Source organism: Cobetia sp. AM6 (assembly GCF_009617955.1).
GTDB classification, from domain to species: domain Bacteria; phylum Pseudomonadota; class Gammaproteobacteria; order Pseudomonadales; family Halomonadaceae; genus Cobetia; species Cobetia amphilecti.
This window is the reverse complement of the sequence record NZ_AP021868.1, coordinates 2,368,085-2,390,527: the sequence shown is the minus strand read 5'-3', so window position 1 is coordinate 2,390,527 and position 22,443 is coordinate 2,368,085. Positions and strand designations below refer to the sequence as shown.

The following is a 22,443-nucleotide window of genomic DNA, read 5'->3' as shown; positions in this document are numbered from 1 at the left end:
TGGCTCAGGTTTGCTTCACGTAGGTGCCGGGTGCATCACAGAGCACGCGATAACGCCCGTGCTCCATGCCCATCGGCGGAGGCGCAACGCGCTGACTTGAGTGCGCCTCGAGCCAGTTGGCAAAGGCCGGCCACCATGAACCGTCCTGCTCGGTGGTATCGGAAAGCCATTCGTTTGGTGCGCGATAGGCGTCAGTAGCCCCTGTCGTGGCGATGCGATAATGGCGTCGAGAGTGGCCGGGTTCCGAGATGATGCCGGCGTTATGGCCACCATTGGCCAGCACGAAGGTCATTTCGCTATCCGCGAACAGATGCAATTTGTAGACCGATTCCCAAGGGGCGACGTGATCATCCTCGGTCCCCACCGCAAAGATGGGCGCGCGGATATCGGAAACGCTGACGGCCTTGCCAGCGACTCGATAGTGGCCTTCGGCCAGGTCGTTGTTCAGATAGAGGCGTCGCAGATACTCGGCATGCATTGTGGCTGGCATGCGCGTGGCATCAGCATTCCAGGTCATGAGATCAAAGGAGTGGCTGGGCTTGCCGAGCAGGTAGTGGTCGACGACGGGTGCCCAGATGAGGTCTCTGGCGCGCAGCAAGGCAAAGGTGCCAGCCATCTGCTCGGAGGAGAGATAGCCCTTGTCGGCCATCATGTCCTCGATCAGCGTGACCTGGGAATCGCTGATGAACAGACGCAGTTCACCGGCTTCGGTGAAATCCGTCTGCGCGGCGAACAGGCTGACGCTGGCAAGGCGTTCATCGCCATCGCGACCCATCGCTGCGGCGGCAATGGAGAGCAGGGTGCCGCCGAGACAATAGCCGACGGCATGCAGGTGTTTGGCGGCTGTGACTGCCTGGATGGCATCGATGGCCTCGAGCACGCCCAGATGGCGATAGTCCTCCAGGCCCATGTCGCGAAGCGTTGCATCGGGGTTGGTCCACGAGACCATGAAGACGCTGTAGCCCTGGTTCACCAGGAAGCGCACCAGCGAATTGTGGGGCGAGAGGTCGAGAATGTAGTACTTCATGATCCAGGCGGGCACGATCAATACCGGCTCCGCCTGGACCGTTTCCGTGGCAGGCGAGTACTGGATCAACTCGATCAGGCGGTTGCGCATCACCACCTTGCCAGGTGTGATCGCCAGTGTCTGGCCAACCTCGACAGGTGGTTGCTGTGCCGATGAGGCAGCGTCATGCAAAGCTGAAGTGGAGGCCGGTGTTGCACTCGCTGCCCGTCCGCGCCGTTCCAGGTCCTCCATCAGATGCTGAGCACCTCGCATCAGGTTTTTGCCACCCTCACTGAGGGTGGTCGTCATCACTTCAGGGTTGGTCTGCGCATAATTCGAGGGTGACAGAGTATCCACCATCAGCCCTGACACGAAGGCCAGCAGGTTCTCGTGCGCCGGCGACATGCCGTGTACACCGGTCACCGCCTGTTGCCACCATTGCCAGTTCTGGGCATGGGCGTTCGCCCACAGTGAGAAGGGGAGCTGCTGCCAGGCGGCATCACGGAAGCGCCGATCGGCAATATGTGGGCCTGCCTGTGCTCTACCTTTTGCCCCGCTTTCCTGAGCCTCGCTTTCTTGAGACTTGCCGCCTTGATCCTTGCCGTCCGGTTGGTCGACAGCCTGTTCCTTTATCCCGAGCGCTTCCTGATAGACGGCCCAGCTCCCCCACAGGGCAGATTCCAGCAACTGCATCTGCTTGCCGGGAGAGATCGCCATGTGTACGGCCCAGTCCATCCAGGCCTCTGTAAGCACCGAGGGGGAAAGGCCCAGGGTGGACCTGGCGACTCCTGCATGCACGATGCGGTCGATTGTGTCGTAAAGCGATGGTGCAAGCGTTGTCTCATCGTCACCCTCGATCGCGTGTGACACGGTGCTGGTCTGTGTCGTGCAAGTGGCTTCTGCGCCACCCTCGCGCTGAGACAGATGATAGCTCGATGCACCGGGCTGGGCTGGCGACTGCATGGCACCTCCTGTTGAGACGCACCTTGACTGGGGGCATCTTGATTTGGGCACACTTCGTGCGAGACGGTGTGCGGTCTGATCCGATCATGCCTGCGTACTGGCGATGGCAGCCTGATCTTCGTCAGTGATCCTGTCTGGTGTTGGCATTAGCGGGTCTTGCGTTCAGTGCTGCTGGCGCCCGTGCCCAGCTCGATGATTTCAGCGGTAATCGTTTCTTGGCGTACCTGCTGCAGTGTGGTCTTGTAGTCGGCAAGTTCTCGCTCTATTTGGCTGGCGGCGGAGGCCATGGCTTGCATGCGCGCCTCGTTCTCGGCGGCGAAGGCGTGCAGTGCCGCCTGGCAGAGTTGGGCATGCACCACATCTTGATAAAGTTGCTCAAGCAGCTGCGCAGGGGGCAATTGCAGCAGAGGACGCTCCCGTGGTCTGGCAGCGGTGTGAGGCGTTGATATGCGCGCGTCCTGGGGACTCCCTGGCGCGAAGCTCTCAAGCTCCAGTGGCAGCAGGCGGCGATGTACCCGCTGTGGTGCCCCCCCTTCCCAGCGGGTATACACCAGCTCCAGGCGCTCAAAATGCCCTTTGCTTAGTTGATCATGGATGACTGTCGTCAGGGTGTCGGCCAGTGCCGGGATGCCAGGCGAGTGGGATGGCATGGGCGCCGACCACAATGGCGTGATCTCGCGTGCGGCCAGTATCGAGAGTCCGCGTGTTCCCACCACCATGAGAGGGGCGGAACCGAGCGCAGTGCCGAGGCTGTCCAGGAGTCGCTCACTGAAGGCGCCGGCAAAACCCTGTTCGGCCAGAAACAGCAACCACCCGGTGCTTGCATCATCACTGGCAGGCTCCTGCTCACGAGTGTCGTGAGTGCAGGTGGCAATATCGTGACCGAATGCTGACACCACTGCTTCGACTATCACCGCGCTGTAGCGATCCACTGCCTGCACCTCGGCGCGGGCGTTGCGAGCACGTGCAGCGGCAATCCCCTTGATCGCGTTCACCACGGAGCCCAATTGGCGAACGCTGTCGATATGGGCGCTGATCTCGGCCATGCGTTCGCTCATTTTTCGGCCTCACTGATTCTGCCCATCAGACTTGTCACCGCTGTCAGCAGACGATCATGCGTCGCGTCGCTGCAAGGTGCATGTGTGTCAGCGCTCAACTCGGCGACTCCCGACGCTGCATCGCGGTCCAGTGCGGCCGGCAGTTCGCGAACGAGGGCGGGAAGGAAGCCGACCGGCAGGTCATCGAAGTGTCCGGCATGCAGTGCCAGCAGCAATGCGACCTCATCCACCAGGCGCAACGGCATATGTTGTGGTTGATGCAGGAGGGCGCGAATACGCTCACCACGCTTGAGTTGGTCGCGGACCCGGCCATCCGGCATGCCGCCGAACCGCGTGAAGACCTCCAGTTCGAGAAACTGGGCATAATCCAGACGCAGGGTGCCCGCGGCCTTGCGCAGCGCGACAGCTTGCGTCTTGCCGCCGACTCGGCTGACGCTCAGACCGACATCAACTGCCGGTTTCTGGCCTTGATGGAAGAGTGCGGCGTCCATCACCACCTGGCCGTCAGTGATCGAGATCAGATTGGTGGGGATATAGGCCGAGAGATTGCCCGAGTCCGTCTCGGCGATGGGCAGGGCGGTCAGGGAGCCACCGCCACATTCGGACGAGAGTCTGGCGGCACGCTCCAACAGGCGTGCATGCAGATAGAAGACATCGCCGGGATAGGCCTCGCGACCTGGCGACTGGCGCGTCAGCAGTGCAATCTCGCGATGGGTCGCGGCGTGTTTGGAGAGGTCGTCGATCACGATCACGGCATGTTGTCCGTTGTCGCGGAAGTACTCCGCCATGGTCATCCCCGCGTAGGGCGCGATCCATTGCAGACCGGGCGCCGTGGCCGAGCCGGCCACCATCACGATACAGCGCGAGAAGTTGCCGTGAGCGGAGAGTGCATCGATCACACGCCTCACGCTGGAGGTCTTCTGGCCTACCGCGACGTACACACACACCATGTCGTTGTCGCGCTGGGCAATCAGGGTGTCGATGGCCAGCGTCGTCTTGCCGGTGGCATGATCGCCAACGATTAATTCGCGCTGACCGCGCCCCAGTGCGAACAAGGTATCGATGGCCAGAATGCCGGTCTGCACGGGTTCGGTGACCAGTTCACGTTCGATGATCGAGGGGGCCGGTCGTTCGATGGGCCAGTGCAGTTCACTCTCGAGGGGCCCAAGGTCATCCAGCGGGCGGCCAAGCGGGTCCACCACGCGGCCCAGCAATACCTCCCCCACCGGTACCTGCACGACGTCTCCGCTGGCATGGACGGCATCGCCAGCTTCGACGGCATTGCCGGCATCGAAGGTGTCAAGCAGTACGCAGCCGATGCGGTCCTCATCGAGTACCTGCACGAACCCCAGCTGGCCACGTGCAAAGTGCAGGACTTCCTCCAGGCCGACATCGGGCAAACCGGAGATGGTGGCGACACCGTCGGCGATCTCCTCGACGCGTCCATGTTGCTCGGCGTGGACTCCCAGAGGGGCATCTTCCAGTGCCTCTTTTGCCGCCAGCAGCCAGCTCGGTGTCTGATCAGATGACATCCTGCATCTCCCTGTCGACGCTTCTGAGGTCGGCACGCCAGCTGTTGTGCAGCACGAAATGCGCGGAACGCAATTCCAGCCCCGCGATCATCTCAGGGTCGCACTCGAAGGCTATCCTTGCCTGTTGGCCCAACGTGTCGGCAATGGCGTCTCTCAATGCGTGCTGCTCATGGAGGGGCAGTGTCGCGACGGAGACCACGTGGATAGGTTCCTGCGTGGTGACCAACGCCTCGCGTTGCGTCGCTGACATCGATGCCAGGGAGTCCAGCAGTCGTGTGCGAAATGCCTCATCAAGACTCTGGCCGTTGAGCTGCTTGAGTAGACGCGTCGCGATATCCACCGCCAATGTAGTGGCGTCTCGCACATCTTGCTGACGTGCCTGATGGCGTTGCTGCGTGATCTGGGACTGCGCTTGCTGCTGCAAGCGTTCTACCTGCTGGTGAGCACTGCTGAGGAGCGCATCGGCGCTGGCGGCGGCTTCACTCAGGCGAGCCTCGCGTATGGAGCCGCACTCCGCCATGAGCTGTGCCCGCGTCTGCTCGACCTCGGCCAGGAGAGCCTCTGCTCTGGTCTGTGTCGCACTGGCAGTCTCCAGCTCGGCTTGGATGGCGGCGCGACGCTGCTCAATGGCATTGACGATCGGTCGCCACAACACTCGTGACAACAGCCAGGTCAGAATCAGGACATTGAGTGCCTGCAGACCGATACCCCACCAGTCGATGGTCATGGCGTCATCCCAGCAAGGGGTTGGCGAACAGCAGCAGCAACGAGATGACCAGACAGTAGATGGCGGTCGTCTCGATCATGGCCAGACCGACGAACAACGTGCGCGAGATGGTGTTGGCAGCCTCGGGCTGGCGAGCGATGGCATCCATTGCCGCGGCGACGGCGCGTCCCTCGGCGAGGGCAGGGCCAATGGCACCGAAGGCCACGGCAAACGCTGCCCCGATGATGCTGGCGAAAGCTATCAGGTCCATTTCGACTCCTTGTCTCTTTAAGCAGTGGTCAATATATGTACTGGTCAACAGCGGTGTGGCGGATCGTACGGGGATTGTTCTGACAGGCCTTTCCGCCATCACTTGAGACAGGTCTTGGAGAAGCCCCCCAACACGATTCCCTGCCACGAGTGTCAATGATTCCTTGCCTGTCCTTCCTCGATGGTCGAGGTGATGAACACCAGCGCCAGAATCGCGAAGATATAGGCCTGTACCAGACCGGTGAGCAAGTCCAGCGCCATCAAGGGGATAGGTACCAGCAGCCCCGCCAGTGAAGCGACGATGCCGATGATGAACACGCCACTCATCACGTTGCCGAACAGGCGCACGAACATCGAGAAGGTGCGGGTCACACTCTCCATCATGTTTAGTGGAATCATCACGGCATTGGGTGCCGCAAACGAGCGCAGGTAGCCACGCACACCATTGCTGCGTATCCCGAACCAGACCACTGACACGAAGACCAGTAGTGCCAGCGCCACATCGGTCTCCATCTGGGCAGTAGGGGGCTCGACCCCTGGCAGCAGCGAAGATCCGTTGGCGACGAGAATGAACAGGAACAGGCTGCCGATGAAGCTGCGGTAGGGGGCCGGTGACGCACCGCTAGTCTCACGAATCTGGAGGTCGAGCACCGAGACCATCAGCTCAAGCGCTGCCTGGCGTTTGTCGGGCAATCGCGTCAGATGGCGCGTCAGCAGATAGCTTCCGATCACCAGAATGGCCATGATGGCCCAGCTGGTCACGATGGCCTGGGTGATCGGCAGGGGGCCGAGGTAAAACAGGGGCTGTGATTCCAGAGGAGAGTTCATGACTGAGTCTCCCGTGGCTTTCCTGGTGGGAGCGTGCCTGATTTGAGCTCGTCAGATCGGAGCTTGTCTGGCCTCAAGCTGCCTTGTCGTAAGCTGTCTGGCCGCAAACTGACAGGCGGTGGCTTGCGCATGTGCCCTGCCTTGGCGATGAGGATGCCGATCAGAGTGACCAGCAAGGCGGTAGCTCCCGCCTGCACGGCCAGCAGCAGACCCAGTGTCATCAAGGTCAGTCGTCCCAGGGTCAGCAGCACGCCGAGCATCGGGTTTGTCTGGCGGACGATCAGCTCTGCCGTCCGTTTCAGCGCATGAAAATAGCCATGTCCCAGCAACAGGCCACCGATCAGACATGCCGGATACAGCACGCTGGCGGGTATCTCACTCAGCCAGTGCGCCAGCAGTTCTCGCAGCACCAGCACCTGGGGCATGTCCGTCATGTCGATCATCGTGCGTTCATCCATTTCCAGGCGGACCAGCCGCCGATCGCCACCCCGGCCATCATCAGGGGAGCACTCCAGAAGATGTCAGTTGCCAGTCGGCCATCGAGCCAGCGACCAAGATAAAGACCAGCCAGCGTAGGCGTGATGATGATCCAGCCCAGCACGCCGATCTGCGCCAGACGGCGGCCGACGGAAAGATCTCCCTCGCGTAGCCAGCGTGAGTGGCGTTCTCGCTTGCGGCGAACGGCATTTAGCAGAGGATCATTGTCACCGTGGGGCGTGGCGTCTCTTGTTGCCCGTGCACTCGGTGCAGGTTTGTGTGGCACTTTCATCGCCACTCTCTCTTGGCTTTGCCACGTCGCGCCACCATCTGGCGCAGGGCATTGAGCTGGAGCCGAAGGCCCTCGACATGCTCGTGCCGCTCATGCTCCCGGTCTTCACGAAAGCGTGTCAGTACCTGGCGATCCAATGTCTCCAGGTCATCGCCAGTCACGGCTTCGCGGGTTGCGATCGTGATGTCACCTTGGCGGAGGGTGAGCACGCCGCCACGTAGCGCACAGAAGTGTTGCTCAGCTCCCAGTCGCCAGCTGATGGCCGAGATGCTGAGTGCCGTCATGAAGTCGCAGTGGCCCTTGAGGATGCCGAAGCTGCCGCTGGGATCCTCGGCGCGCAGACTGTCGATGTCTTGTTCGACGATGATGCTCAGCGGTGTGACGATGGAGAGCTTCATGCGCCACCCCTTGAGCTCGAGGCTTCCTTGCACTGCGCGGCGTCAAGGCTGCCGACCATGTACAGAGAGCTCTCGGCCCAGTCATCGGTCTCACCTGCCAGGATGGCGCGGCAGCCGGCCAAGGTGTCAGCCAGGGGCACGCTGGCGCCGGGAGAGCCGGTGAAGGCTTCGGTGACCATGAATGGCTGGGTCAAGAAGCGCTGCAGACGACGCGCACGGACCACTACCAGGCGATCTGCAGCCCCCAACTCCTCGACGCCCAACAACGAGATGATGTCGGCCAGCTCGCGAAAGCGCGCCAGCGTGCGGCGAACCTCATCGGCGACCTGGTAATGCGTTTCACCTACCACCAGCGGGTCCAGCAACATCGAAGAGGATTCCAGCGGGTCAATCGCGGGGTAGAAGCCTTCCGCCGCCATGTTGCGCGACAGCATGATGACGCAGTCCATATGACTGGAAATCGTCGTCACTGCCGGGTCGGTGAAGTCATCCGCGGGTACGTAGACGGCCTGGATTGCCGTCACGGCCGAGCCTGCGACCGATGCGATACGCTCCTGCAGACTTGCGACTTCACTGGCCAGCGTCGGTTGATAGCCGACGCGTGAAGGCAGTCGCCCCAGCAGACTGGAAACTTCCGCACCGGCTTGCACGAAGCGAAAGACGTTATCCATCAGCAGTAGCACGTTGCGGTGTTGCTGGTCGCGGAAGTATTCCGCCATGGTCAAGGCCGTCAATGGTGCACGCCAGCGGGCGCCGGGCGGCTCGTTCATCTGGCCATAGACCAGCACGCTGCGTTCGAGAACGCCGGAGCTCTTCATTTCGGTGAGCAACTCATGGCCCTCGCGGGAGCGCTCGCCGATACCGGCGAAAACCGAAATACCCTGGTATTTCTCGACCATGGCACGGATCAGCTCCATCACCAGCACCGTCTTGCCAACACCGGCACCGCCGAACATCGCAGCCTTGCCACCCTGGGCCATCGGCGTCAGCAGGTCGATGATCTTGATGCCGGTCTCGAACATCTCGCTGGCCCCTATCTGTGAATCAAGGGCAGGGGCCAGGGCATGGATGGGGCGTCGTGGGGTGTCAGCAGGCAGGACTGGGCCATTGTCACGCGTGTCACCCACGACATTGAGCAACCGACCGAGCACGGCGTCTCCCACGGGGACACTGACCGGACTGCCGGTGGCGTGGACGGCTTGACCGCGTGCCAGCCCGGCGGTGGAGTCAAAGGCCACCGCACGCAGCGTGTCGACACTTAGATGACTGTGTATTTCAAGTATCAGAGTGGGCCGGTCCGCACGCTCGATGAACAACGCCGTCTTGAGCGCCGGTAGTTCAGATGTGAGGAAGGTGACATCCACCACAGCCCCGCGTACGGCAATGACCTTGCCCATGGCAACGGAGCCTGAGCCTGCCTCAGCGAGTGTATGCAGATCTTTATCATGCGCCGACGAAGGAGCTGAGTCAGGCGTCGGAGCTGCAGAGATCGAGGCTTCAGAGGTCGAGGCGACAGAAGCCGATGGCGTAGAAGTCGCTGGGGAGACTGATGAAGATGAAAAGATAGAGGCAGGAAAGACGTTGGACGAAGAGGAGGTCGTGGCAGAGTCGACCGCAATATTGGAGGAATAGACGTTCATGTCGACCTGGCCTCCCTTGTCACGGCTGCGCTACTTGATACTTTCTGTTCTATCACCTAATTCGGGCACGATCAGCTTCATTGGTCGAATCCGATGCTCGTCTTGTGTTTCTCTTGATGTACGTCAATAAAGGCGGATGTGCGGCGAAATATAGATGGCAAGCCTGAGCATGCCGAGTGGAAAATACGTGGATGCTGTCACGCAATATGGCGGGCCTGATCGATCACCACCATGGCGATTGATCGGTTGGCTGGGCCTGCGGCAAAGCGTCATCGTGCACGATAGCCTGGTGTTTTCTATGCTCTTTGGGTCAGCTGGTAGAAAGATGACTGCCATGATCGATGGAGTTTGGTGGTATGCCTTGTCGTCACGGGCCTGACCGTGATATCGCTGCGACTGTGCGTCCCACAACGGGATGAACAGAGTACAACCCCTGGAGTCCTGAGGAGTCGCCCATGGAACTGGATCCCGTGATCCTGTCACGCATACAGTTCGGATTTGTCGTGTCATTTCATGCCGTCTTTCCGGTGTTTACCATCGGCCTGGCATCCTATGTGGCCTTGTTGCATGGCCTTTTCTACAAGACAGGCAATGCCGCCTGGGAGCGCCTTGCAGCGTTCTGGGTGAAGGTATTCGCCGTGGTCTTCGCGATGGGCGTGGTCTCCGGCATCGTGATGGCCTTCCAGTTCGGCACCAACTGGAGCAACTTCAGTTATGCCACCTCCAACTTCATCGGCCCGATGCTCAGCTATGAGGTGGTGACTGCCTTCTTCCTCGAAGCCGGCTTCCTCGGCGTACTGCTGTTCGGGCGTGGCAAGGTGCCGGAAGGCGTCCACCTGTTCGCGGCACTGATGGTGTCATTGGGCACCTTCATCTCCTCCTTCTGGATTCTGTCCTCCAACAGCTGGATGCAGACACCGGCGGGCGTCGACTTCATTGATGGCCACTTCTTCGTGAATGACTGGAGTGCGGCCATCTTCAATGCCTCCTTCCCGTATCGCTTCACGCATATGGCGATCGCCTCGTTCTTGACCGGCGGCTTCGTGGTGGCCGGGGTGAGCGCCTGGTATCTGCTGATCGGACGTGATGTCGAGGCCAACAAGCGCGCGCTGTCCATGTGCATGTGGCTACTGCTGGTGCTGGCGCCGGCGCAGGCGGTGGTGGGTGACATGCACGGCATCAACACGCTGGAGCATCAGCCGACCAAGGTCGCGGCGATGGAAGGCAACTGGGAAACCCAGTCGGGCGCGCCCTTGCTGCTGTTCGCCTGGCCGGACAAGGAGGCCCAGATGAACCACTTCGAGATCGCGATCCCGAAGCTGGCCAGCCTGATCCTGACCCATGACCCCGATGGCGTGGTGCCGGGCCTCAAGGAGGTCGAGCCCGACATGCAGCCGCCGGTGTGGTTCGTGTTCTGGTCGTTCCGCGTGATGGTGGCGGTGGGGCTGGTGATGATCGCGGTGGCGTTCATCGGCCTGTTCCTGCGTCGCGATGGCAAGCTCTACCGCTCGCGCCCCTTCCTGCAGACGCTGCGTCTGATGTCGATCGCGCCATTCTTCGCCGTGCTGGCCGGGTGGTTCGTCACCGAGGCCGGACGCTCTCCGTGGCTGGTCTACGAGATGATGACCCAGCAGGAGGCCGTCACGCCGTCACTGACCGGCTGGATGGTGCTTGCCACGCTGATCGGCTACTTCCTGGTCTATCTGGTGGTCTTCGTGACCGGTAGCTACTACCTGACGCGCGTCATCCGTGGCGGCATGCAGCCCGAGCTGCCGCATGACGATGTCGAAACCGCGATGCGCCCGCTGTCCGCCGCGCACGAGAGTCTCGATGATGATGCCAGCCGTACGGTAAGGAGTTGAGCACATGGAACTGATCAATCTGACCATGATCTGGGCGCTGATCATCGGCTTCGGCATCATGATGTACATCCTGATGGATGGCTTCGATCTCGGGGTCGGCATCCTCTATCCCTTCGCCCCGGATGAACACGCCCGTGACGTGATGATGAATTCGGTCGCGCCGGTCTGGGACGGCAATGAAACCTGGCTGGTGCTGGGCGGGGCCGGCTTGCTGGCGGCGTTTCCGGCGGTGTACTCCATTCTGCTGCCGGCGCTGTATCTGGGGGTCTTCCTGATGCTGGCCGGCTTGATCTTCCGCGGGATTGCGTTTGAATTCCGCTTCAAGTCCACGCGCAATCGGCATTGGTGGAACGTCGCCTTCAGTGGCGGTTCCTACGTGGCGACCTTCTGTCAGGGCGTGGTGGTCGGGGCCTATATCCAGGGCTTTGCCACCGAAGGCCATGTCTATGTCGGCGGCGCCTTTGACTGGCTGACCCCCTTCACGGTGATCACCGGGCTCGCGCTGGTGGCGGGCTACGCTCTGCTGGGGGCCACCTGGACCATTCTGAAGAGTGAAGGCGAGGTTCAGGCATGGGCCTATCGCATCACGCCCAAGTTGCTGATTGCCGTGCTGGTCGGCTTCGGGGTCATCAGCCTCTACACGCCGTTCGTCGATGAATACGTGCGGGAGCGCTGGTTCAATCATATCGGCATGTTCTGGGTCTTCCCGGTGCTGGCGCTGTGCTGTGCGGCCTTCATCTGGCGTGCCGTCAGCAAGCGTTTGGAGGGCCAGCCGTTCGTCGCGACTCTGGGACTGTTCCTGTTCACCTATCTGGGGCTGATCTTCAGCAAGTGGCCGTATCTGGTGCCGCCGGACATCACCATCTGGGATGCGGCGTCAGACCCGGGCGCGCAGCTGTTCCTGCTGATCGGCGTATTGTTCGTGATTCCCATCGTGCTGGGCTATACCGCCTGGAGCTACTGGGTCTTCCGCGGCAAGGTGCAGGACGGTGGCTATCACTGACCTCACGCAGGGGGCAGCGCAGGAGGCCCCGACCAGCGCCGCTGGCAATGACACGGCGCGCGCCAGCGTCAGCGACGACAGTGTCACTGGCAAGGAGCGCGACAAGGCCAGACGCAAGGCTGCCGGCAAGTGGCTCAGCCAACAGGCGACGCGCGAGCGTCGCCTGTTGGCTATGGCGGCGCTGTGCGGCGCATTGGCGGGGCTGGCAACGGTTGCGCAACTGGTACTGCTGGCCTGGCTGGTCACTCAGGTAATCGAACAGCCCGCGGCGTTGGCTCGCCTGTGGTGGCCGTTCGGCGGCCTGGTGGCGCTGCTGGCGGTGCGTGCCTTGCTGAGTGCCGCGCAGGAGCTATGTGCCCAAAAAGCCAGTCAGCGCCTGCGCCAGCGGGTGCGTCGAGATGTAATGGATCACCTGCAGGCATTAGGCCCGGTGCGCGCCGCGCAGTTTCATGGCGCCGATGTGGCCCAGCGCTGGGTCGAGCAGGTCGAGGCGTTGGAAGGCTACTTCGCGCGTTTCTACGTCCAGCTGCGCCTGGTGCTGATCAGCCCGCTGGTGATTCTGGCCATCGTGGTCAGTCAGGACTGGCTGGCGGCGATTCTGCTCGCGCTGACCGCGCCGCTGATTCCGCTGTTCATGGCGCTGGTCGGCATGGGGGCCGAGTCGCTCAATCGCGAGCAGTTCGTCGCGGTCGCGCGCCTGTCGCGCCACTTCGTCGATCGCGTACGCGGGATCACCACGCTGCGCCTGTTCGGCTTGGGCGAGCAGGCCACGCGCGAGGTCACGCTGGTCGCCGATGATTATCGCCGCCGCAGTCTGCGCACGCTGCGCCTCGCCTTCCTCTCATCAGCGGTACTGGAGTTCTTCTCGTCGGTGTCGATCGCGGTGGTCGCGATCTATATCGGCTTCGGCCTGCTGGGCGACATTCCCTTCGGGCCCGCCCAGTCGCTGACCCTGTTCAGCGGCCTGCTGATCCTGCTGCTGGCGCCGGAGTTCTTCCAGCCGCTGCGCACCCTGTCACAGCACTATCATGATCGCGCCTCGGCCTTGGCCGCCGCGGACTCGCTGCTGGAGCTGCTCGACACGCCCATTGCGCCGGCGCGTCAGGCCTCCACGATGGCGTCGGCCAGTATGTCGCTCCCTGGCGATGTGATGTTGCAGCTGGAGGCCGTCACGCTGACGCATCCCGGACGGGGCAGGGTGCTTGGCCCGCTGGATCTCACCTTGAAGACCCACGAGGTGCTGGTGATCAGCGGCCCGTCCGGGGCCGGCAAGTCATCGCTGTTGCAACTGATGGCGGGATTCGTGGCACCCGATGAAGGCCGCTGTCGTCGCCATGCGGCCATACGCCTTGCCTGGATGGATCAACGGCCGCTGCTGATGCAGGGCAGTCTGGCCGACAACCTGCGCATCACCGCGCCAGACGCCAGTGACGATGACATCGCGCAGGCGCTGACGCGTGCCGGCCTTACCGAGGTGCTGGCCGCATTGCCGCAGGGCATCGCCAGCCCGTTGGGCGAAGGCGGGCGTGGGCTGTCCGGCGGCCAGGCTCAGCGTCTGGCGCTGGCGCGGGTCTTCTTGAGCGATGCGCCGCTGGTGTTGCTCGACGAGCCGACCGCCAGTCTGGACGCCGAGACCGAACAGCGCCTGATCGCCGGCTTCCAGGCGTTGGCCGAAGAAGGCCGTACGCTTGTCATCGCCACCCACCATCCGGCCTTGAGGGCCATGGCGACGCGTCAGCTGTGCCTGACCCGCGATGGGGTCGTTGGCACCATTGGAGAGACACAGGATGCTGGGGAGGGCACATCATGATCGAACCCGCTCGCACTCTCGGCCCTGGCTCCACTCCCTCGACGCGCGAGGCACTGGCCACGCTGGCGCCCTGGTGGCGGGTGCATGAGCGCTACCGTCGTCGCTTGCTGCTGGGCGTGGTGCTGATGACAATGACCGCGCTGTCGGCACTCGGGCTGCTGGCGGTCTCGGGGTGGTTCATCACGGCGTCGGCCCTGACGGGGGCTGCGCTGGCTGCCGGTGCCGTCGCCGTGCTGGATGTCTACACGCCGGGCAGCGCGATTCGCCTGTTTGCCGTCTCGCGCACCGTCTCGCGCTATCTGGAGCGTCTCTACAATCACGACACCATCCTGCGACTGCTGGCCAGCCTGCGCGGCAGTGCCTTTGCCTCGCTGGTCAGCATGGACCCCGCACGGCTGGCAGCCCGGCGCTCCAGTGACTGGCTCAATCGTCTGACCGCGGATATTGACACCCTCGATGCGCTCTATCTGCGTCTGGCGGCGCCTCCGGTGATGGCCTTGCTGCTGATTGTGGCGCTGCTTGGCATCACGCTGGTGTGGCTACCGGGCGCGACGCCGTGGCTGGCGCTCTTGCTGTTGACTGGCTGGGCGTGGCTGACACTCGGGCAGGCACGTTGGGGGCTGGTGGCCAGCCGTCGGCGTGTGACCACTCTCGAGGCATTGCGCTCCAGCCTGATGGAGGCGCTGCGCGGGCATGCCGAACTCGAGGCCTACGCGGCGCTTGGCCATGTGCGTGAGCAGCTGGAGGCGGTGGAGGCGCGTCTGCTGGCGGACCAATGGCGGCTGGCGGTCATCAGTGCCGTCGGCAATGCGCTGGCCGTGCTGGTGATCGGACTCGCCTGGTTGCTGTTGCTAGCGATGGGCATGCTCGCCCTGCGCGATGGCCAGCTCAGCGGCCCGATGCTGGTGATGCTGCCGCTCGCGGCGATGGCGCTGGGTGAGGGGCTGGCGGGGCTGCCGGCGGCCTTCAGCCAGGCCGGGGCGACGCTTGGCGCCGCGGAGCGCCTCAACGATATCGAGCACGCCGCGGGGGTCGTGCACGGTGATGCTCGCCTGTCAGCGGGGCCGATCAGCGTCTCGCTGGAGCAGGTCAGCTATCGCTATCCGGGCGCCTTGTTTGAGGCATTTTCAAACGTCTCGCTCACTGTCGAAGCCGGTGCGCAGGTCGCGATCTGTGGCGCCTCCGGCGCTGGCAAGTCGACGCTGGCGGCGCTGCTGACCGGGCAGACCAGCCTAGCCTCCCGCGGCCTGCAGAGCAGATGTAATGAACAGCAGGGCGGGGGTACTGAAGAGCAGGGCGGGCGGGTGTTACTCAATGGCCGTGAGGTGCATCACTACGCGCCTCTGGCGATTGCCGAGGGCGTCGGCTGCCTCACCCAGCAGGTCGATCTGTTCGATGCCAGTCTGGCTGACAACCTGCGACTGGGGGCAGCCGACGCCGATGATGCCGCGCTGTGGCGGGTGCTGGCCGCGGTGGATCTCGCCGACTGGGTCGCGAGTCTGCCGCAGGGGCTGGCGACACGCGTTGGTGAGGGCGGTCGTCAGGTGTCGGGTGGCCAGGCCCGGCGCATCAGTCTGGCGCGCCTGGCGTTGACCAACCCCGGCCTCGTGCTGCTGGATGAGCCTTTCTCGGGGCTGGATGCCACGACAGCGCAACGCGTCGCGCAGGGTCTCGCTGACTGGCTGGCGGGCAGGACGGTGATCTATCTACTGCATGAGCATGATTTCGCGGCGCCACGCCCCGGCACCGAGGCCGTGACCCGTGTCTGCTGGCTGGATCGCTGAGCATCCATCGGGATCAAATCATGGCAGGGGGAAACGGAAAAAGCCTCCCGGGCAGGGTGCCCGGGAGGCTTTCTTGTCACTGGACCCGTCGATCAGGTTCAGTCAGTTGGGCTCAGTCCATCAGTCCCAGTCGGGGGCGATGTCCGGGTTGGCGATACGCTCGCCGCGGTCCAGCTCGGCGATCTTGGCCATGTCCTCGCCGGTCAGTGTCAGCGAGAAGGCCTCGAAGTTGCTGCGGATGTTCTTCGGCTTGGTGGAGGACGGGAAGGTCACGATATCCTGCATCTTCAGCCACGCCAGAGCGATCTGCGCCGGGCTGACACCATGGCGGTCCGCGATGATCTTGAGCGTCTCGTCATCCATCACCTTGCCGACGGCCAGCGGCATGAAGGCGCTGACCTCGAGCCCCAGCTCCTGACACTTGTCGAGTACCTTTCGGTTCTGCAGGAAGGGATGCACTTCGACCTGATTGGTCAGCAGCTCATCACGCCCCAGAATGCCGACGGCGCGTTCCATCTGCTCGCAGGTGAAGTTGGAGATGCCGATATGGCGTGTCTTCTCCTCGGCCTTCATCTTGGCGAGCGCCGGCAGGTAGTCCTCCATTGCGACTTCGTCATTGGGTGACGGCCAGTGGATCAACAGCAGGTCGACGTAGTCCATCTGGAGCTTTTCGAGGCTTTCCTCGACGCTCTTCTCAAGATCACCGGGCTGGAGGCGGTCGTACCAGATCTTGGTGGTGACGAACAGCTCGCTGCGCGGGATGCCGCTGTCGGCGAGCACCTGTCCCACTTCGGCTTCGTTGCCGTAGAACTGGGCGGTATCGAAATGACGATAACCGGCGTCCAGCGCCGCCTTCATGCTCTCACGCAGGGTATCGCCTTCCAGACGGAAGGTGCCAAAGCCGGGATTCGGTAGGGTAGTCGACATGCGGTAACTCCTGTTGACGTTCTCGCCGGGTGCGGCGGGGACGTTTCCATGTGTTGTGTCGTGTTTACTGGGGCTGTGAAACTGGCGCGACAATGGCGTGCCTACGCATCAGTCATGTGCCGGTTGCGCAACAATCCTGCGCCGCCCTCCATGCGCCTCATTCGTTGGCCGTGATCACGAATTTCAGGGCGCGACGCTCACCACTCTTCAGTTCGGCGAGGCAGGCCGGCAGCGCCGTGAACGGCTCGATGCAGGGCGCCGGCTGGTTCATGGAGCCATCGGCGATCGCTTCGAGCAGACCTTCCCCCGCCTCGACCAGGCGTGCCCAGTCCTCGTCGTCACCCGCCCAGTGCAGCGCACCCAGTGCAACTTCGTGCTGCGAGATGGCGCGATCGAAGGCCGGCGCGGCCGCCTGCTCCAGGCGGTCCTGAATGCAGACGATGTGGCCATTGGCCCCCAGATGACGGGTCATCTTGTGGGCGTGATCACCATTGACGGTATCGATCACGGCGAAGACCGGCGCGTCCAGCTGCTCGGCGTCCGCAAGCGTCTCGTCGGCGCCCAGCGCCTTGAGGTCCGCGTGGCGCTTCTCGGAGGCAACGCCAATGACGTGGAAGTTGCGCTGTCTGGCCAGCTGGATCAACCAGCGGCCCACGCTGCCGGAGGCGCCGGTGATCAGCAGGCGTCGCCCGGCCTTGACGGGCAGCTTGTCGATCGCAAGCCAGGCGGTCAGTGCCGGGCACGGGAAGGCGGCGGCGTCATTGAAGCCCAGGGTGACGGGCAGGCGCATCACGGCGCGCGCCGGGACACGCAGGCGTTTGCTGAAGGTGCCCGGCCCCGCCAGGGTGGTGTGGACCGCGATGCGATCGCCCGGCGATACGTGGCGGACATTGGCACCGCAGGCAATCACCTCGCCGGAGGCATCGACGCCGGGAATCTGGCCGGCTTGCCACAACTCGCTGTCCATCGCCATGAACTTCCAGTCGACGGGATTGAGGCCGATGGCACGCGTGGCGACCAGTACCTCGTCGTCTCCCGGCGCGCCGATGTCCACCTCTGACTGCTCGAGCGTCTCAGGCTCGCCCGGGCCTTGCCATACCCAGGCGGGTGCCCGAGTGGCGCTGTGACTGATGTCTTGTGTGGTGGTCTCTGTGGAATTTGACATGGGATCTCCTTGCAGCGTGAACGATGAATCCTTTCCGCCATGGCGAGGGCAGGCCGCGCGACCCGCCCGGCTTGCCAGTGCGCTCAGTCAGCCGGGCAGATCAGTGCAACCCTTGCGCCCTCATGAGAAGTGCGGCAGCACCTCACGCCCCAGTTCCTCGAGGGTTTCCGTGAGCGGGCGGCGATTGCGACGCAGGTGGAAGCCGATGTGATTCACCCCGGCATCCTGCATGGCCGACAGTTCTTCCATGAGGGCAAGGCGGCCACTCGACAACCCGAAGCGATGACGACGCACCGGGGCGTGCGGATCTTCTTCCAGATTGAGGTGGATGAAACTGACGTAGGGCTTGTCGCCGGCGACCTGACGCCAGAGGGCCACGCGACGGATGTGGTCCTCCGGCGTGCCCGGGTAGGCCAGCCAGCCGTCCATCTCGCGACCGATCCACTCGGGGGTCTGCTGGGAGAGCCCGGCACTCAACAGCGGCGCACGCGTCGCGGCAGGCAGGATGGCCTGACCTTCGCTCAGGGCGTCGTCCGCCTGGCCCTTGATGACATCCACCGCATGACGGAAGGCGGCACCACGGGTCGCGAACTCTTCGCCGAACAGCGGGTATTCCGCCGGTCGGTCGCCACTGGCGACGCCCAGCAGCAGGCGGTCTTCGCTCAGGGCCTGCACGCTGGCGGCGGCCTTTCTCACCAGCCACGGCTGGCGCAGTGGCAGCACCGCGGCGGCAGTGCCCAGCAGCAGGTTGTCGGTGTGACTGGCCAGATAGCCCAGGTAGGTGAACAGCTCGAAGACCTGACCGGCATCGCCGAAGGCGGGGTCGAACAGCGGCACGTCACGCAGCCAGGCGGCGCGGAAGCCGAGCCTGTCGACCTGACCGATCAGCTCGGCATGGGCGCGCATGTCAGGCACGCCGAAGGGCGTGGAGGGGGCTCTGTCAGTGCGGACCCAGTCATTGTCGAGGGGCAGTTCGACGCCCAGGGTCAGGGGGCCTTGGGTGAGGCGATCCAGCGGACGGGACGGGGAGATCATGGTGGACTCCTTCAGCAAGCAGGTGGGTAGACGACGGTGCCCCGAGCCAGCAGGCTGAGCTGTCGGAATCGGGGGCACGTCGTGATGGCGGGAGGCTTCGCGGCGGATCAGGCGGTCGCGATGGAAGAGGCGTGACGCTTGTCGAGGCGACCGGCCAGCAGGGTCAGCAGCAGGGCGGCGGTGACGATCAGCGCGCCGATCCAGGCGGTGTCGGTCAGTGCCATCCCGGAGACCACCTGGCCACCGACGATGGAGCCCAGTGCGATGCCGATGTTGAAGGCGGCGATGTTGAGGCCGGAGGCCACATCAACGGCCTGCGGCACGAAGCGTTCGGCCTGCTGCACGACGTAGACTTGCAGGCCCGGCACGTTGCCGAAGGCGAAGGCACCCCAGATCAGGATGGTGATCACGGCGGTGATCGGGTTGGCGGCAGTGAAGGTCAGCACGCCGAGGATGACGATCAGGCCACCGAAGATCAGGGTCAGGGCGCGGATCGGGCCCATGCGGTCAGCCAGCTTGCCGCCCTGGATGTTGCCGATGGCGACCGAGATACCGTAGACCAGCATGATCAGACTGATGGCGCCTTCATTGAAGCCACTGACGTCCTGCAGCAGCGGGGCCAGATAGGTGAAGGCCGTGAAGGTGCCGCCGTAGCCGAGAATGGTGATCAGGTAGACCAGCAGCAGGCGCGGATGGGTCAGAACCTTGAGCTGTTGGGCGAAGGTGGCCGGTACGCTCTTCTTGAGATTGTTGGGCACCAGGATGGCGCTGCCGATCAATGCCAGCACACCGAGGACCGAGACCACGAGGAAGGTGGCGCGCCAGCCAAAGTGCTGACCGATCCAGGTGCCCAGCGGCACGCCGGTGACCAGTGCCACGGTCAGGCCGGTGAACATGATGGCGATCGCACTGGCTTCCTTGTCCTTGCTCACCAGGCTTGTCGCGATGGTGGAGCCGATGGAGAAGAAGACCCCGTGGGCCAGGCCAGTCAGGATGCGCGCCGTGATCAGCGAGCTGTAGCTGGGTGCCTGCCAGGCCAGCAGGTTGCCGGCGATGAACAGTGCCATCAGGGCCAGCAGTACCAGCTTGCGATTGAAGCGGCCGGTCATGGCGGTCAGCACGGGGGCGCCGATGGCGACACCGACGGCATACAGGCTGACCAGCAGGCCAGCGGAAGGCAGAGAGACGCTCAGGTCCTGAGCGATGGTGGGTACCAGTCCGACGATCACGAACTCGGTGGTCCCGATGGCAAAGGCGCTCAATGTCAGCGCCAGCAGGGCAAGGGGCATGCAGTTCTCCATCAGCAATGGGTGGGTCTTGGATGCTGTGCAGTCTGCCGTGAGTTACCTTTGTGATAAACGCACGAAATGATGAAAGACTTTTGCAGTTTTCGTAAAAATGTCCGGCGACGGCGTCATTTCTCCCATCCTTGCAGCGCCTTTCCCTGTCCCTGTCAGCTTGTATCGTCGCCGCGATCTCACGCCAGATGGCGCCACAGGGTGACTCAACAGCGTGATTCAACAGCGTGATTCAACAGGGGGACTCGACAGGGCGACTCAACAGCGGGATTCACCAGGGTGACTCCACAGGGCAGGGCGCAGCGGCTACACTGCGCGCCGAGAATTTTCATTCACTCCCTGTTCACATCGGAGATCGTCTTGGCCGCGCCTGACACCCCGTCTTCCTCTCAGCCTGATGCCCGGGCTGTAGAGACTCCCTGTTCCTTGCCGCGCCTCGTCGTGCCCTCGACCTGGCGGGGCTGGTGCCTGCTGGTGATCTTCCTGCTGCTGGTCGTGATGGGTATCTGGCCGGTGATCGGCTGGATCAATCAGCAGACCCTGTTGTGGGGCATGCCGTCATTGATCATCTGGAGTTACCTGATCATCTTCGCCTGCAGTGGCGCGATGTTGCTGGGCAATTGCCTGTTGCGCCGCCGCCACGGCGCAGACCCGCTGTCAAAAGCGTCCGCTGGCGAAAGAGACGGAGGCACCGCGTGATCGATCCGAATGCCTTTTCGTCCGTGCATGACAGCGTGCCCTTGCTGGTCACCCTGGGGTATGTCGTCCTCGCCATGGCCATCGGTCTCGGCGCGCGGGGTGGCCGACGCATGGACACGCTGGAGCAGTGGGGGGTCGCCGGACGCTCGATGGGGCCCGTGACGCTCTATCTGTTGATCGCCGCCGGCAGCGTCAGTGCCTACACCTTCATGGGCGCGCCGGGCTGGGCCTACAGCAAGGGCGTGCCGGTGTTCTATGTCGCCATCTATCTGGCCTATCTGGCGCTGGTGGCCTGGTACTTCGGCCCCAAGGTGTGGAAGTTCGGCGAGCAGTTCGGGCATGTCACCCAGGCAAGCGCGATCGCGGACCGCTATCAGAGCCCTCTGCTGGGCGCGCTGTCGGCGCTGGTGATGTCGATTGCCTCCATCGCCTATGCGGTCCTGCAGACCATCGGCTCGGCCTACATCCTGCTGGTGATGAGCGGCGGGCGCATTCCGCTCTGGGCTGGCGTGTTGCTGGTGCTCAGCGCGATTGCCGTCTATCTGTTCGTCAGCGGCCAGCGCGCCATCGGGCGCACCAATGCCTTCCAGGGCGTGTTGATGCTGGTCGTTGCCTGGGCAATCGGCCTGTGGGCGGCCTATCTCTCCACCGGCGAATGGGGCTTCAGTGGCGTGTTCACGCGTCTTGAGGCCAGCCATCCGGAGTATCTGCGTCTGCCCGGCGCCGGCGGCGACATGAGCTTCAGCTTCTGGACCACCTCGATCATCGTCTCGATGCTGTCCTTCATGCCGCCGGTATGGACCCAATGGATGAGCGCCGCCTCCGCCGGCACCATCCGCCGCAGTGCCAGCTGGCTGCCGACCTACTATGTGGTGATCCTGCCGCTGGTGGTGGTCGGCTTCATTGGTATCTACAGCCTGCCGGAGCTTGCGCGCGCCGACACCGTGGTGCTCGAATACGCGATGGCCAACATGCCGGTCTGGCTGGTGGGCCTGTTGGGCGCGGGCACGCTGGCGGCCTCGATGTCCTCCAGCGAGCCCTTCATTCACTCGGTAGCCCTGAGCCTGAGTCGTGATGTGCTGCAGCCGGGCCTGAAGCTTGATGACCAACGCGCTGGCAAGCTGGCGCGCTGGCTGATCTTCCCGGTGATGTTTCTGATCGTGGCACCCCTGGCGATCTGGGAGCCGGGCAATCTGGTGATGATTCTCTTGATCGGGCTGGGCTTTGCCTCTCAGGTATTGCCGGCATTTCTGGGCATGTTCTTCTGGCCACGTGCCTCGGCGGCAGGTGTCATCAGCGGCATCAGTGCCGGCTTCGTGGTCACGGTGCTGTTTACCGTCGTGTGGCCACATCCGCTAGGCTTGCATGCCGGTTTCTGGGGACTGATGCTCAACCTGCCGGTCTTCGTGCTGGTGTCGCTACTGACACGGCCGGTGGATGAGGCAGTGGCGTTGCGCTTCTTCCGCATCGCCGCTCCCTGGAGTCTCAAGCGCTGAGATTGCGCAGGGAATATCGTGAGCGGAGGGATGTCGAGGGGCACTCCGCTCTGGTAGTCGAGCGCTGGGCTCGATCAAGAAGTTGTATTAAACTTGGACAGGCATTTCACAAGGTTGTGAACGATTGTCACGTTTGCGCCCGATCGCTTATTGATCCGTGTCGCCTTGTATAGAGTGAGATCATTGATTGGCTG

21 protein-coding genes and 1 pseudogene are annotated in these 22,443 nt (G+C 63.2%); 7 read left to right on the top strand and 15 right to left on the bottom strand.

Annotated elements, in window-relative coordinates; genetic code table 11:
- Nucleotides 1–4: 4 nt before the first annotated feature.
- The 11 genes and pseudogenes from CLAM6_RS10180 to atpD all read right to left on the bottom strand — a co-directional run bounded on the left by CLAM6_RS10180 (nucleotide 5) and on the right by atpD (nucleotide 8,927).
- Nucleotides 5–1,723, bottom strand: a complete 1,719-nt coding sequence (locus tag CLAM6_RS10180) for a PHA/PHB synthase family protein (protein ID WP_409337977.1) — start codon at nucleotides 1,721–1,723, stop codon at nucleotides 5–7.
- Nucleotides 1,724–1,759: 36 nt separating this feature from the next.
- Nucleotides 1,760–1,969, bottom strand: a pseudogene (locus CLAM6_RS18210) (poly-beta-hydroxybutyrate polymerase N-terminal domain-containing protein); the annotation flags it as partial.
- 146 nt (nucleotides 1,970–2,115) lie between these two features.
- A complete protein-coding gene (locus tag CLAM6_RS10175) occupies nucleotides 2,116–3,015 on the bottom strand; it encodes a F0F1 ATP synthase subunit gamma (protein ID WP_197738655.1) in 900 nt (299 codons plus the stop codon).
- An 8-nt stretch (nucleotides 3,016–3,023) separates the two neighbouring features.
- Nucleotides 3,024–4,559 (bottom strand): F0F1 ATP synthase subunit alpha, encoded by a 1,536-nt coding sequence (locus tag CLAM6_RS10170; RefSeq protein WP_153635979.1) that lies wholly within the window; start codon nucleotides 4,557–4,559, stop codon nucleotides 3,024–3,026.
- The gene (locus CLAM6_RS10165) at nucleotides 4,549–5,286 is read right to left on the bottom strand and encodes a F0F1 ATP synthase subunit delta (protein ID WP_153635978.1); all 738 of its coding nucleotides are present in this window, start codon (nucleotides 5,284–5,286) and stop codon (nucleotides 4,549–4,551) included. The genes CLAM6_RS10170 and CLAM6_RS10165 overlap by 11 nt, the downstream gene beginning before the upstream one ends.
- Nucleotides 5,287–5,290: 4 nt before the next feature.
- On the bottom strand, nucleotides 5,291–5,536 hold the full coding sequence (locus tag CLAM6_RS10160) for a F0F1 ATP synthase subunit C (protein ID WP_107334590.1): 246 nt from the start codon (nucleotides 5,534–5,536) through the stop codon (nucleotides 5,291–5,293).
- 152 nt (nucleotides 5,537–5,688) lie between these two features.
- Nucleotides 5,689–6,363, bottom strand: coding sequence for a F0F1 ATP synthase subunit A (locus CLAM6_RS10155; protein WP_131432228.1), 675 nt, complete (start codon nucleotides 6,361–6,363; stop codon nucleotides 5,689–5,691).
- Complete coding sequence (locus tag CLAM6_RS10150) at nucleotides 6,360–6,806, bottom strand: N-ATPase subunit AtpR (protein WP_172978682.1); 447 nt, start codon at nucleotides 6,804–6,806, stop codon at nucleotides 6,360–6,362. The genes CLAM6_RS10155 and CLAM6_RS10150 overlap by 4 nt, the downstream gene beginning before the upstream one ends.
- Nucleotides 6,803–7,132: an AtpZ/AtpI family protein gene (locus CLAM6_RS10145; protein ID WP_153635976.1), complete on the bottom strand. Its 330-nt coding sequence runs from the start codon at nucleotides 7,130–7,132 to the stop codon at nucleotides 6,803–6,805. Before CLAM6_RS10145 ends, CLAM6_RS10150 begins: the two co-directional genes overlap by 4 nt.
- Complete coding sequence (locus CLAM6_RS10140) at nucleotides 7,129–7,530, bottom strand: F0F1 ATP synthase subunit epsilon (protein WP_153635975.1); 402 nt, start codon at nucleotides 7,528–7,530, stop codon at nucleotides 7,129–7,131. The genes CLAM6_RS10145 and CLAM6_RS10140 overlap by 4 nt, the downstream gene beginning before the upstream one ends.
- Nucleotides 7,527–8,927, bottom strand: coding sequence for a F0F1 ATP synthase subunit beta (gene atpD / locus CLAM6_RS10135; RefSeq protein WP_131432225.1), 1,401 nt, complete (start codon nucleotides 8,925–8,927; stop codon nucleotides 7,527–7,529). Before atpD ends, CLAM6_RS10140 begins: the two co-directional genes overlap by 4 nt.
- On the opposite strand from atpD, the gene CLAM6_RS17815 reads away from it, so the two are divergent.
- The 5 genes from CLAM6_RS17815 to CLAM6_RS10110 all read left to right on the top strand — a co-directional run bounded on the left by CLAM6_RS17815 (nucleotide 8,926) and on the right by CLAM6_RS10110 (nucleotide 15,629).
- Nucleotides 8,926–9,162 carry a hypothetical protein gene (locus tag CLAM6_RS17815; protein WP_153635974.1) on the top strand — a complete coding sequence of 79 codons (237 nt, stop codon included), beginning with the start codon at nucleotides 8,926–8,928 and terminating at the stop codon, nucleotides 9,160–9,162. The two genes, atpD and CLAM6_RS17815, sit on opposite strands and share 2 nt — an antisense overlap.
- A gap of 463 nt (nucleotides 9,163–9,625) precedes the next feature.
- Nucleotides 9,626–11,032 carry a cytochrome ubiquinol oxidase subunit I gene (locus tag CLAM6_RS10125; RefSeq protein ID WP_054557186.1) on the top strand — a complete coding sequence of 469 codons (1,407 nt, stop codon included), beginning with the start codon at nucleotides 9,626–9,628 and terminating at the stop codon, nucleotides 11,030–11,032.
- A gap of 4 nt (nucleotides 11,033–11,036) precedes the next feature.
- A complete protein-coding gene (gene cydB / locus CLAM6_RS10120; RefSeq protein WP_153635973.1) occupies nucleotides 11,037–12,035 on the top strand; it encodes a cytochrome d ubiquinol oxidase subunit II in 999 nt (332 codons plus the stop codon).
- The gene (gene cydD, locus CLAM6_RS10115) at nucleotides 12,022–13,845 is read left to right on the top strand and encodes a thiol reductant ABC exporter subunit CydD (protein WP_242007641.1); all 1,824 of its coding nucleotides are present in this window, start codon (nucleotides 12,022–12,024) and stop codon (nucleotides 13,843–13,845) included. Before cydB ends, cydD begins: the two co-directional genes overlap by 14 nt.
- Nucleotides 13,842–15,629, top strand: coding sequence for an amino acid ABC transporter ATP-binding/permease protein (locus tag CLAM6_RS10110; protein WP_153635972.1), 1,788 nt, complete (start codon nucleotides 13,842–13,844; stop codon nucleotides 15,627–15,629). The genes cydD and CLAM6_RS10110 overlap by 4 nt, the downstream gene beginning before the upstream one ends.
- Before the next feature lie 120 nt (nucleotides 15,630–15,749).
- Here the strand turns inward: CLAM6_RS10110 and dkgB are convergent, their stop codons facing one another.
- The 4 genes from dkgB to CLAM6_RS10090 form a co-directional block, all read right to left on the bottom strand.
- Nucleotides 15,750–16,556 carry a 2,5-didehydrogluconate reductase DkgB gene (dkgB, locus tag CLAM6_RS10105; RefSeq protein ID WP_153635971.1) on the bottom strand — a complete coding sequence of 269 codons (807 nt, stop codon included), beginning with the start codon at nucleotides 16,554–16,556 and terminating at the stop codon, nucleotides 15,750–15,752.
- 157 nt (nucleotides 16,557–16,713) lie between these two features.
- On the bottom strand, nucleotides 16,714–17,721 hold the full coding sequence (locus tag CLAM6_RS10100) for an alcohol dehydrogenase catalytic domain-containing protein (RefSeq protein ID WP_153635970.1): 1,008 nt from the start codon (nucleotides 17,719–17,721) through the stop codon (nucleotides 16,714–16,716).
- A 120-nt stretch (nucleotides 17,722–17,841) separates the two neighbouring features.
- On the bottom strand, nucleotides 17,842–18,756 hold the full coding sequence (locus CLAM6_RS10095) for a TIGR03571 family LLM class oxidoreductase (RefSeq protein WP_153635969.1): 915 nt from the start codon (nucleotides 18,754–18,756) through the stop codon (nucleotides 17,842–17,844).
- A 107-nt stretch (nucleotides 18,757–18,863) separates the two neighbouring features.
- Nucleotides 18,864–20,045 (bottom strand): MFS transporter, encoded by a 1,182-nt coding sequence (locus tag CLAM6_RS10090; RefSeq protein WP_153635968.1) that lies wholly within the window; start codon nucleotides 20,043–20,045, stop codon nucleotides 18,864–18,866.
- A 435-nt stretch (nucleotides 20,046–20,480) separates the two neighbouring features.
- Between CLAM6_RS10090 and CLAM6_RS10085 the strand changes: the two genes are divergently transcribed.
- Together CLAM6_RS10085 and CLAM6_RS10080 are read left to right on the top strand one after the other, a co-directional pair.
- Nucleotides 20,481–20,753, top strand: coding sequence for a hypothetical protein (locus CLAM6_RS10085; protein WP_197738654.1), 273 nt, complete (start codon nucleotides 20,481–20,483; stop codon nucleotides 20,751–20,753).
- A 74-nt stretch (nucleotides 20,754–20,827) separates the two neighbouring features.
- Nucleotides 20,828–22,249: a sodium:solute symporter family protein gene (locus CLAM6_RS10080; protein ID WP_242007813.1), complete on the top strand. Its 1,422-nt coding sequence runs from the start codon at nucleotides 20,828–20,830 to the stop codon at nucleotides 22,247–22,249.
- The last annotated feature ends 194 nt before the right edge of the window (nucleotides 22,250–22,443 follow it).

Excerpts from the sequence above, each read along its gene's own strand:
- CLAM6_RS10180 (WP_409337977.1), bottom strand. The coding sequence starts at position 1,723 with ATGGCGATCTCTCCCGGCAAGCAGATGCAGTTGCTGGAATCTGCCCTG.
- CLAM6_RS10175 (WP_197738655.1), bottom strand. The coding sequence starts at position 3,015 with ATGGCCGAGATCAGCGCCCATATCGACAGCGTTCGCCAATTGGGCTCC.
- CLAM6_RS10170 (WP_153635979.1), bottom strand. The coding sequence starts at position 4,559 with ATGTCATCTGATCAGACACCGAGCTGGCTGCTGGCGGCAAAAGAGGCA.
- CLAM6_RS10165 (WP_153635978.1), bottom strand. The coding sequence starts at position 5,286 with ATGACCATCGACTGGTGGGGTATCGGTCTGCAGGCACTCAATGTCCTG.
- CLAM6_RS10160 (WP_107334590.1), bottom strand. The coding sequence starts at position 5,536 with ATGGACCTGATAGCTTTCGCCAGCATCATCGGGGCAGCGTTTGCCGTG.
- CLAM6_RS10155 (WP_131432228.1), bottom strand. The coding sequence starts at position 6,363 with ATGAACTCTCCTCTGGAATCACAGCCCCTGTTTTACCTCGGCCCCCTG.
- CLAM6_RS10150 (WP_172978682.1), bottom strand. The coding sequence starts at position 6,806 with ATGATCGACATGACGGACATGCCCCAGGTGCTGGTGCTGCGAGAACTG.
- CLAM6_RS10145 (WP_153635976.1), bottom strand. The coding sequence starts at position 7,132 with ATGAAAGTGCCACACAAACCTGCACCGAGTGCACGGGCAACAAGAGAC.
- CLAM6_RS10140 (WP_153635975.1), bottom strand. The coding sequence starts at position 7,530 with ATGAAGCTCTCCATCGTCACACCGCTGAGCATCATCGTCGAACAAGAC.
- CLAM6_RS17815 (WP_153635974.1), top strand. The coding sequence starts at position 8,926 with ATGGCAACGGAGCCTGAGCCTGCCTCAGCGAGTGTATGCAGATCTTTA.
- atpD (WP_131432225.1), bottom strand. The coding sequence starts at position 8,927 with ATGGGCAAGGTCATTGCCGTACGCGGGGCTGTGGTGGATGTCACCTTC.
- CLAM6_RS10125 (WP_054557186.1), top strand. The coding sequence starts at position 9,626 with ATGGAACTGGATCCCGTGATCCTGTCACGCATACAGTTCGGATTTGTC.
- cydB (WP_153635973.1), top strand. The coding sequence starts at position 11,037 with ATGGAACTGATCAATCTGACCATGATCTGGGCGCTGATCATCGGCTTC.
- CLAM6_RS10110 (WP_153635972.1), top strand. The coding sequence starts at position 13,842 with ATGATCGAACCCGCTCGCACTCTCGGCCCTGGCTCCACTCCCTCGACG.
- dkgB (WP_153635971.1), bottom strand. The coding sequence starts at position 16,556 with ATGTCGACTACCCTACCGAATCCCGGCTTTGGCACCTTCCGTCTGGAA.
- CLAM6_RS10100 (WP_153635970.1), bottom strand. The coding sequence starts at position 17,721 with ATGTCAAATTCCACAGAGACCACCACACAAGACATCAGTCACAGCGCC.
- CLAM6_RS10095 (WP_153635969.1), bottom strand. The coding sequence starts at position 18,756 with ATGATCTCCCCGTCCCGTCCGCTGGATCGCCTCACCCAAGGCCCCCTG.
- CLAM6_RS10090 (WP_153635968.1), bottom strand. The coding sequence starts at position 20,045 with ATGCCCCTTGCCCTGCTGGCGCTGACATTGAGCGCCTTTGCCATCGGG.
- CLAM6_RS10080 (WP_242007813.1), top strand. The coding sequence starts at position 20,828 with ATGGCCATCGGTCTCGGCGCGCGGGGTGGCCGACGCATGGACACGCTG.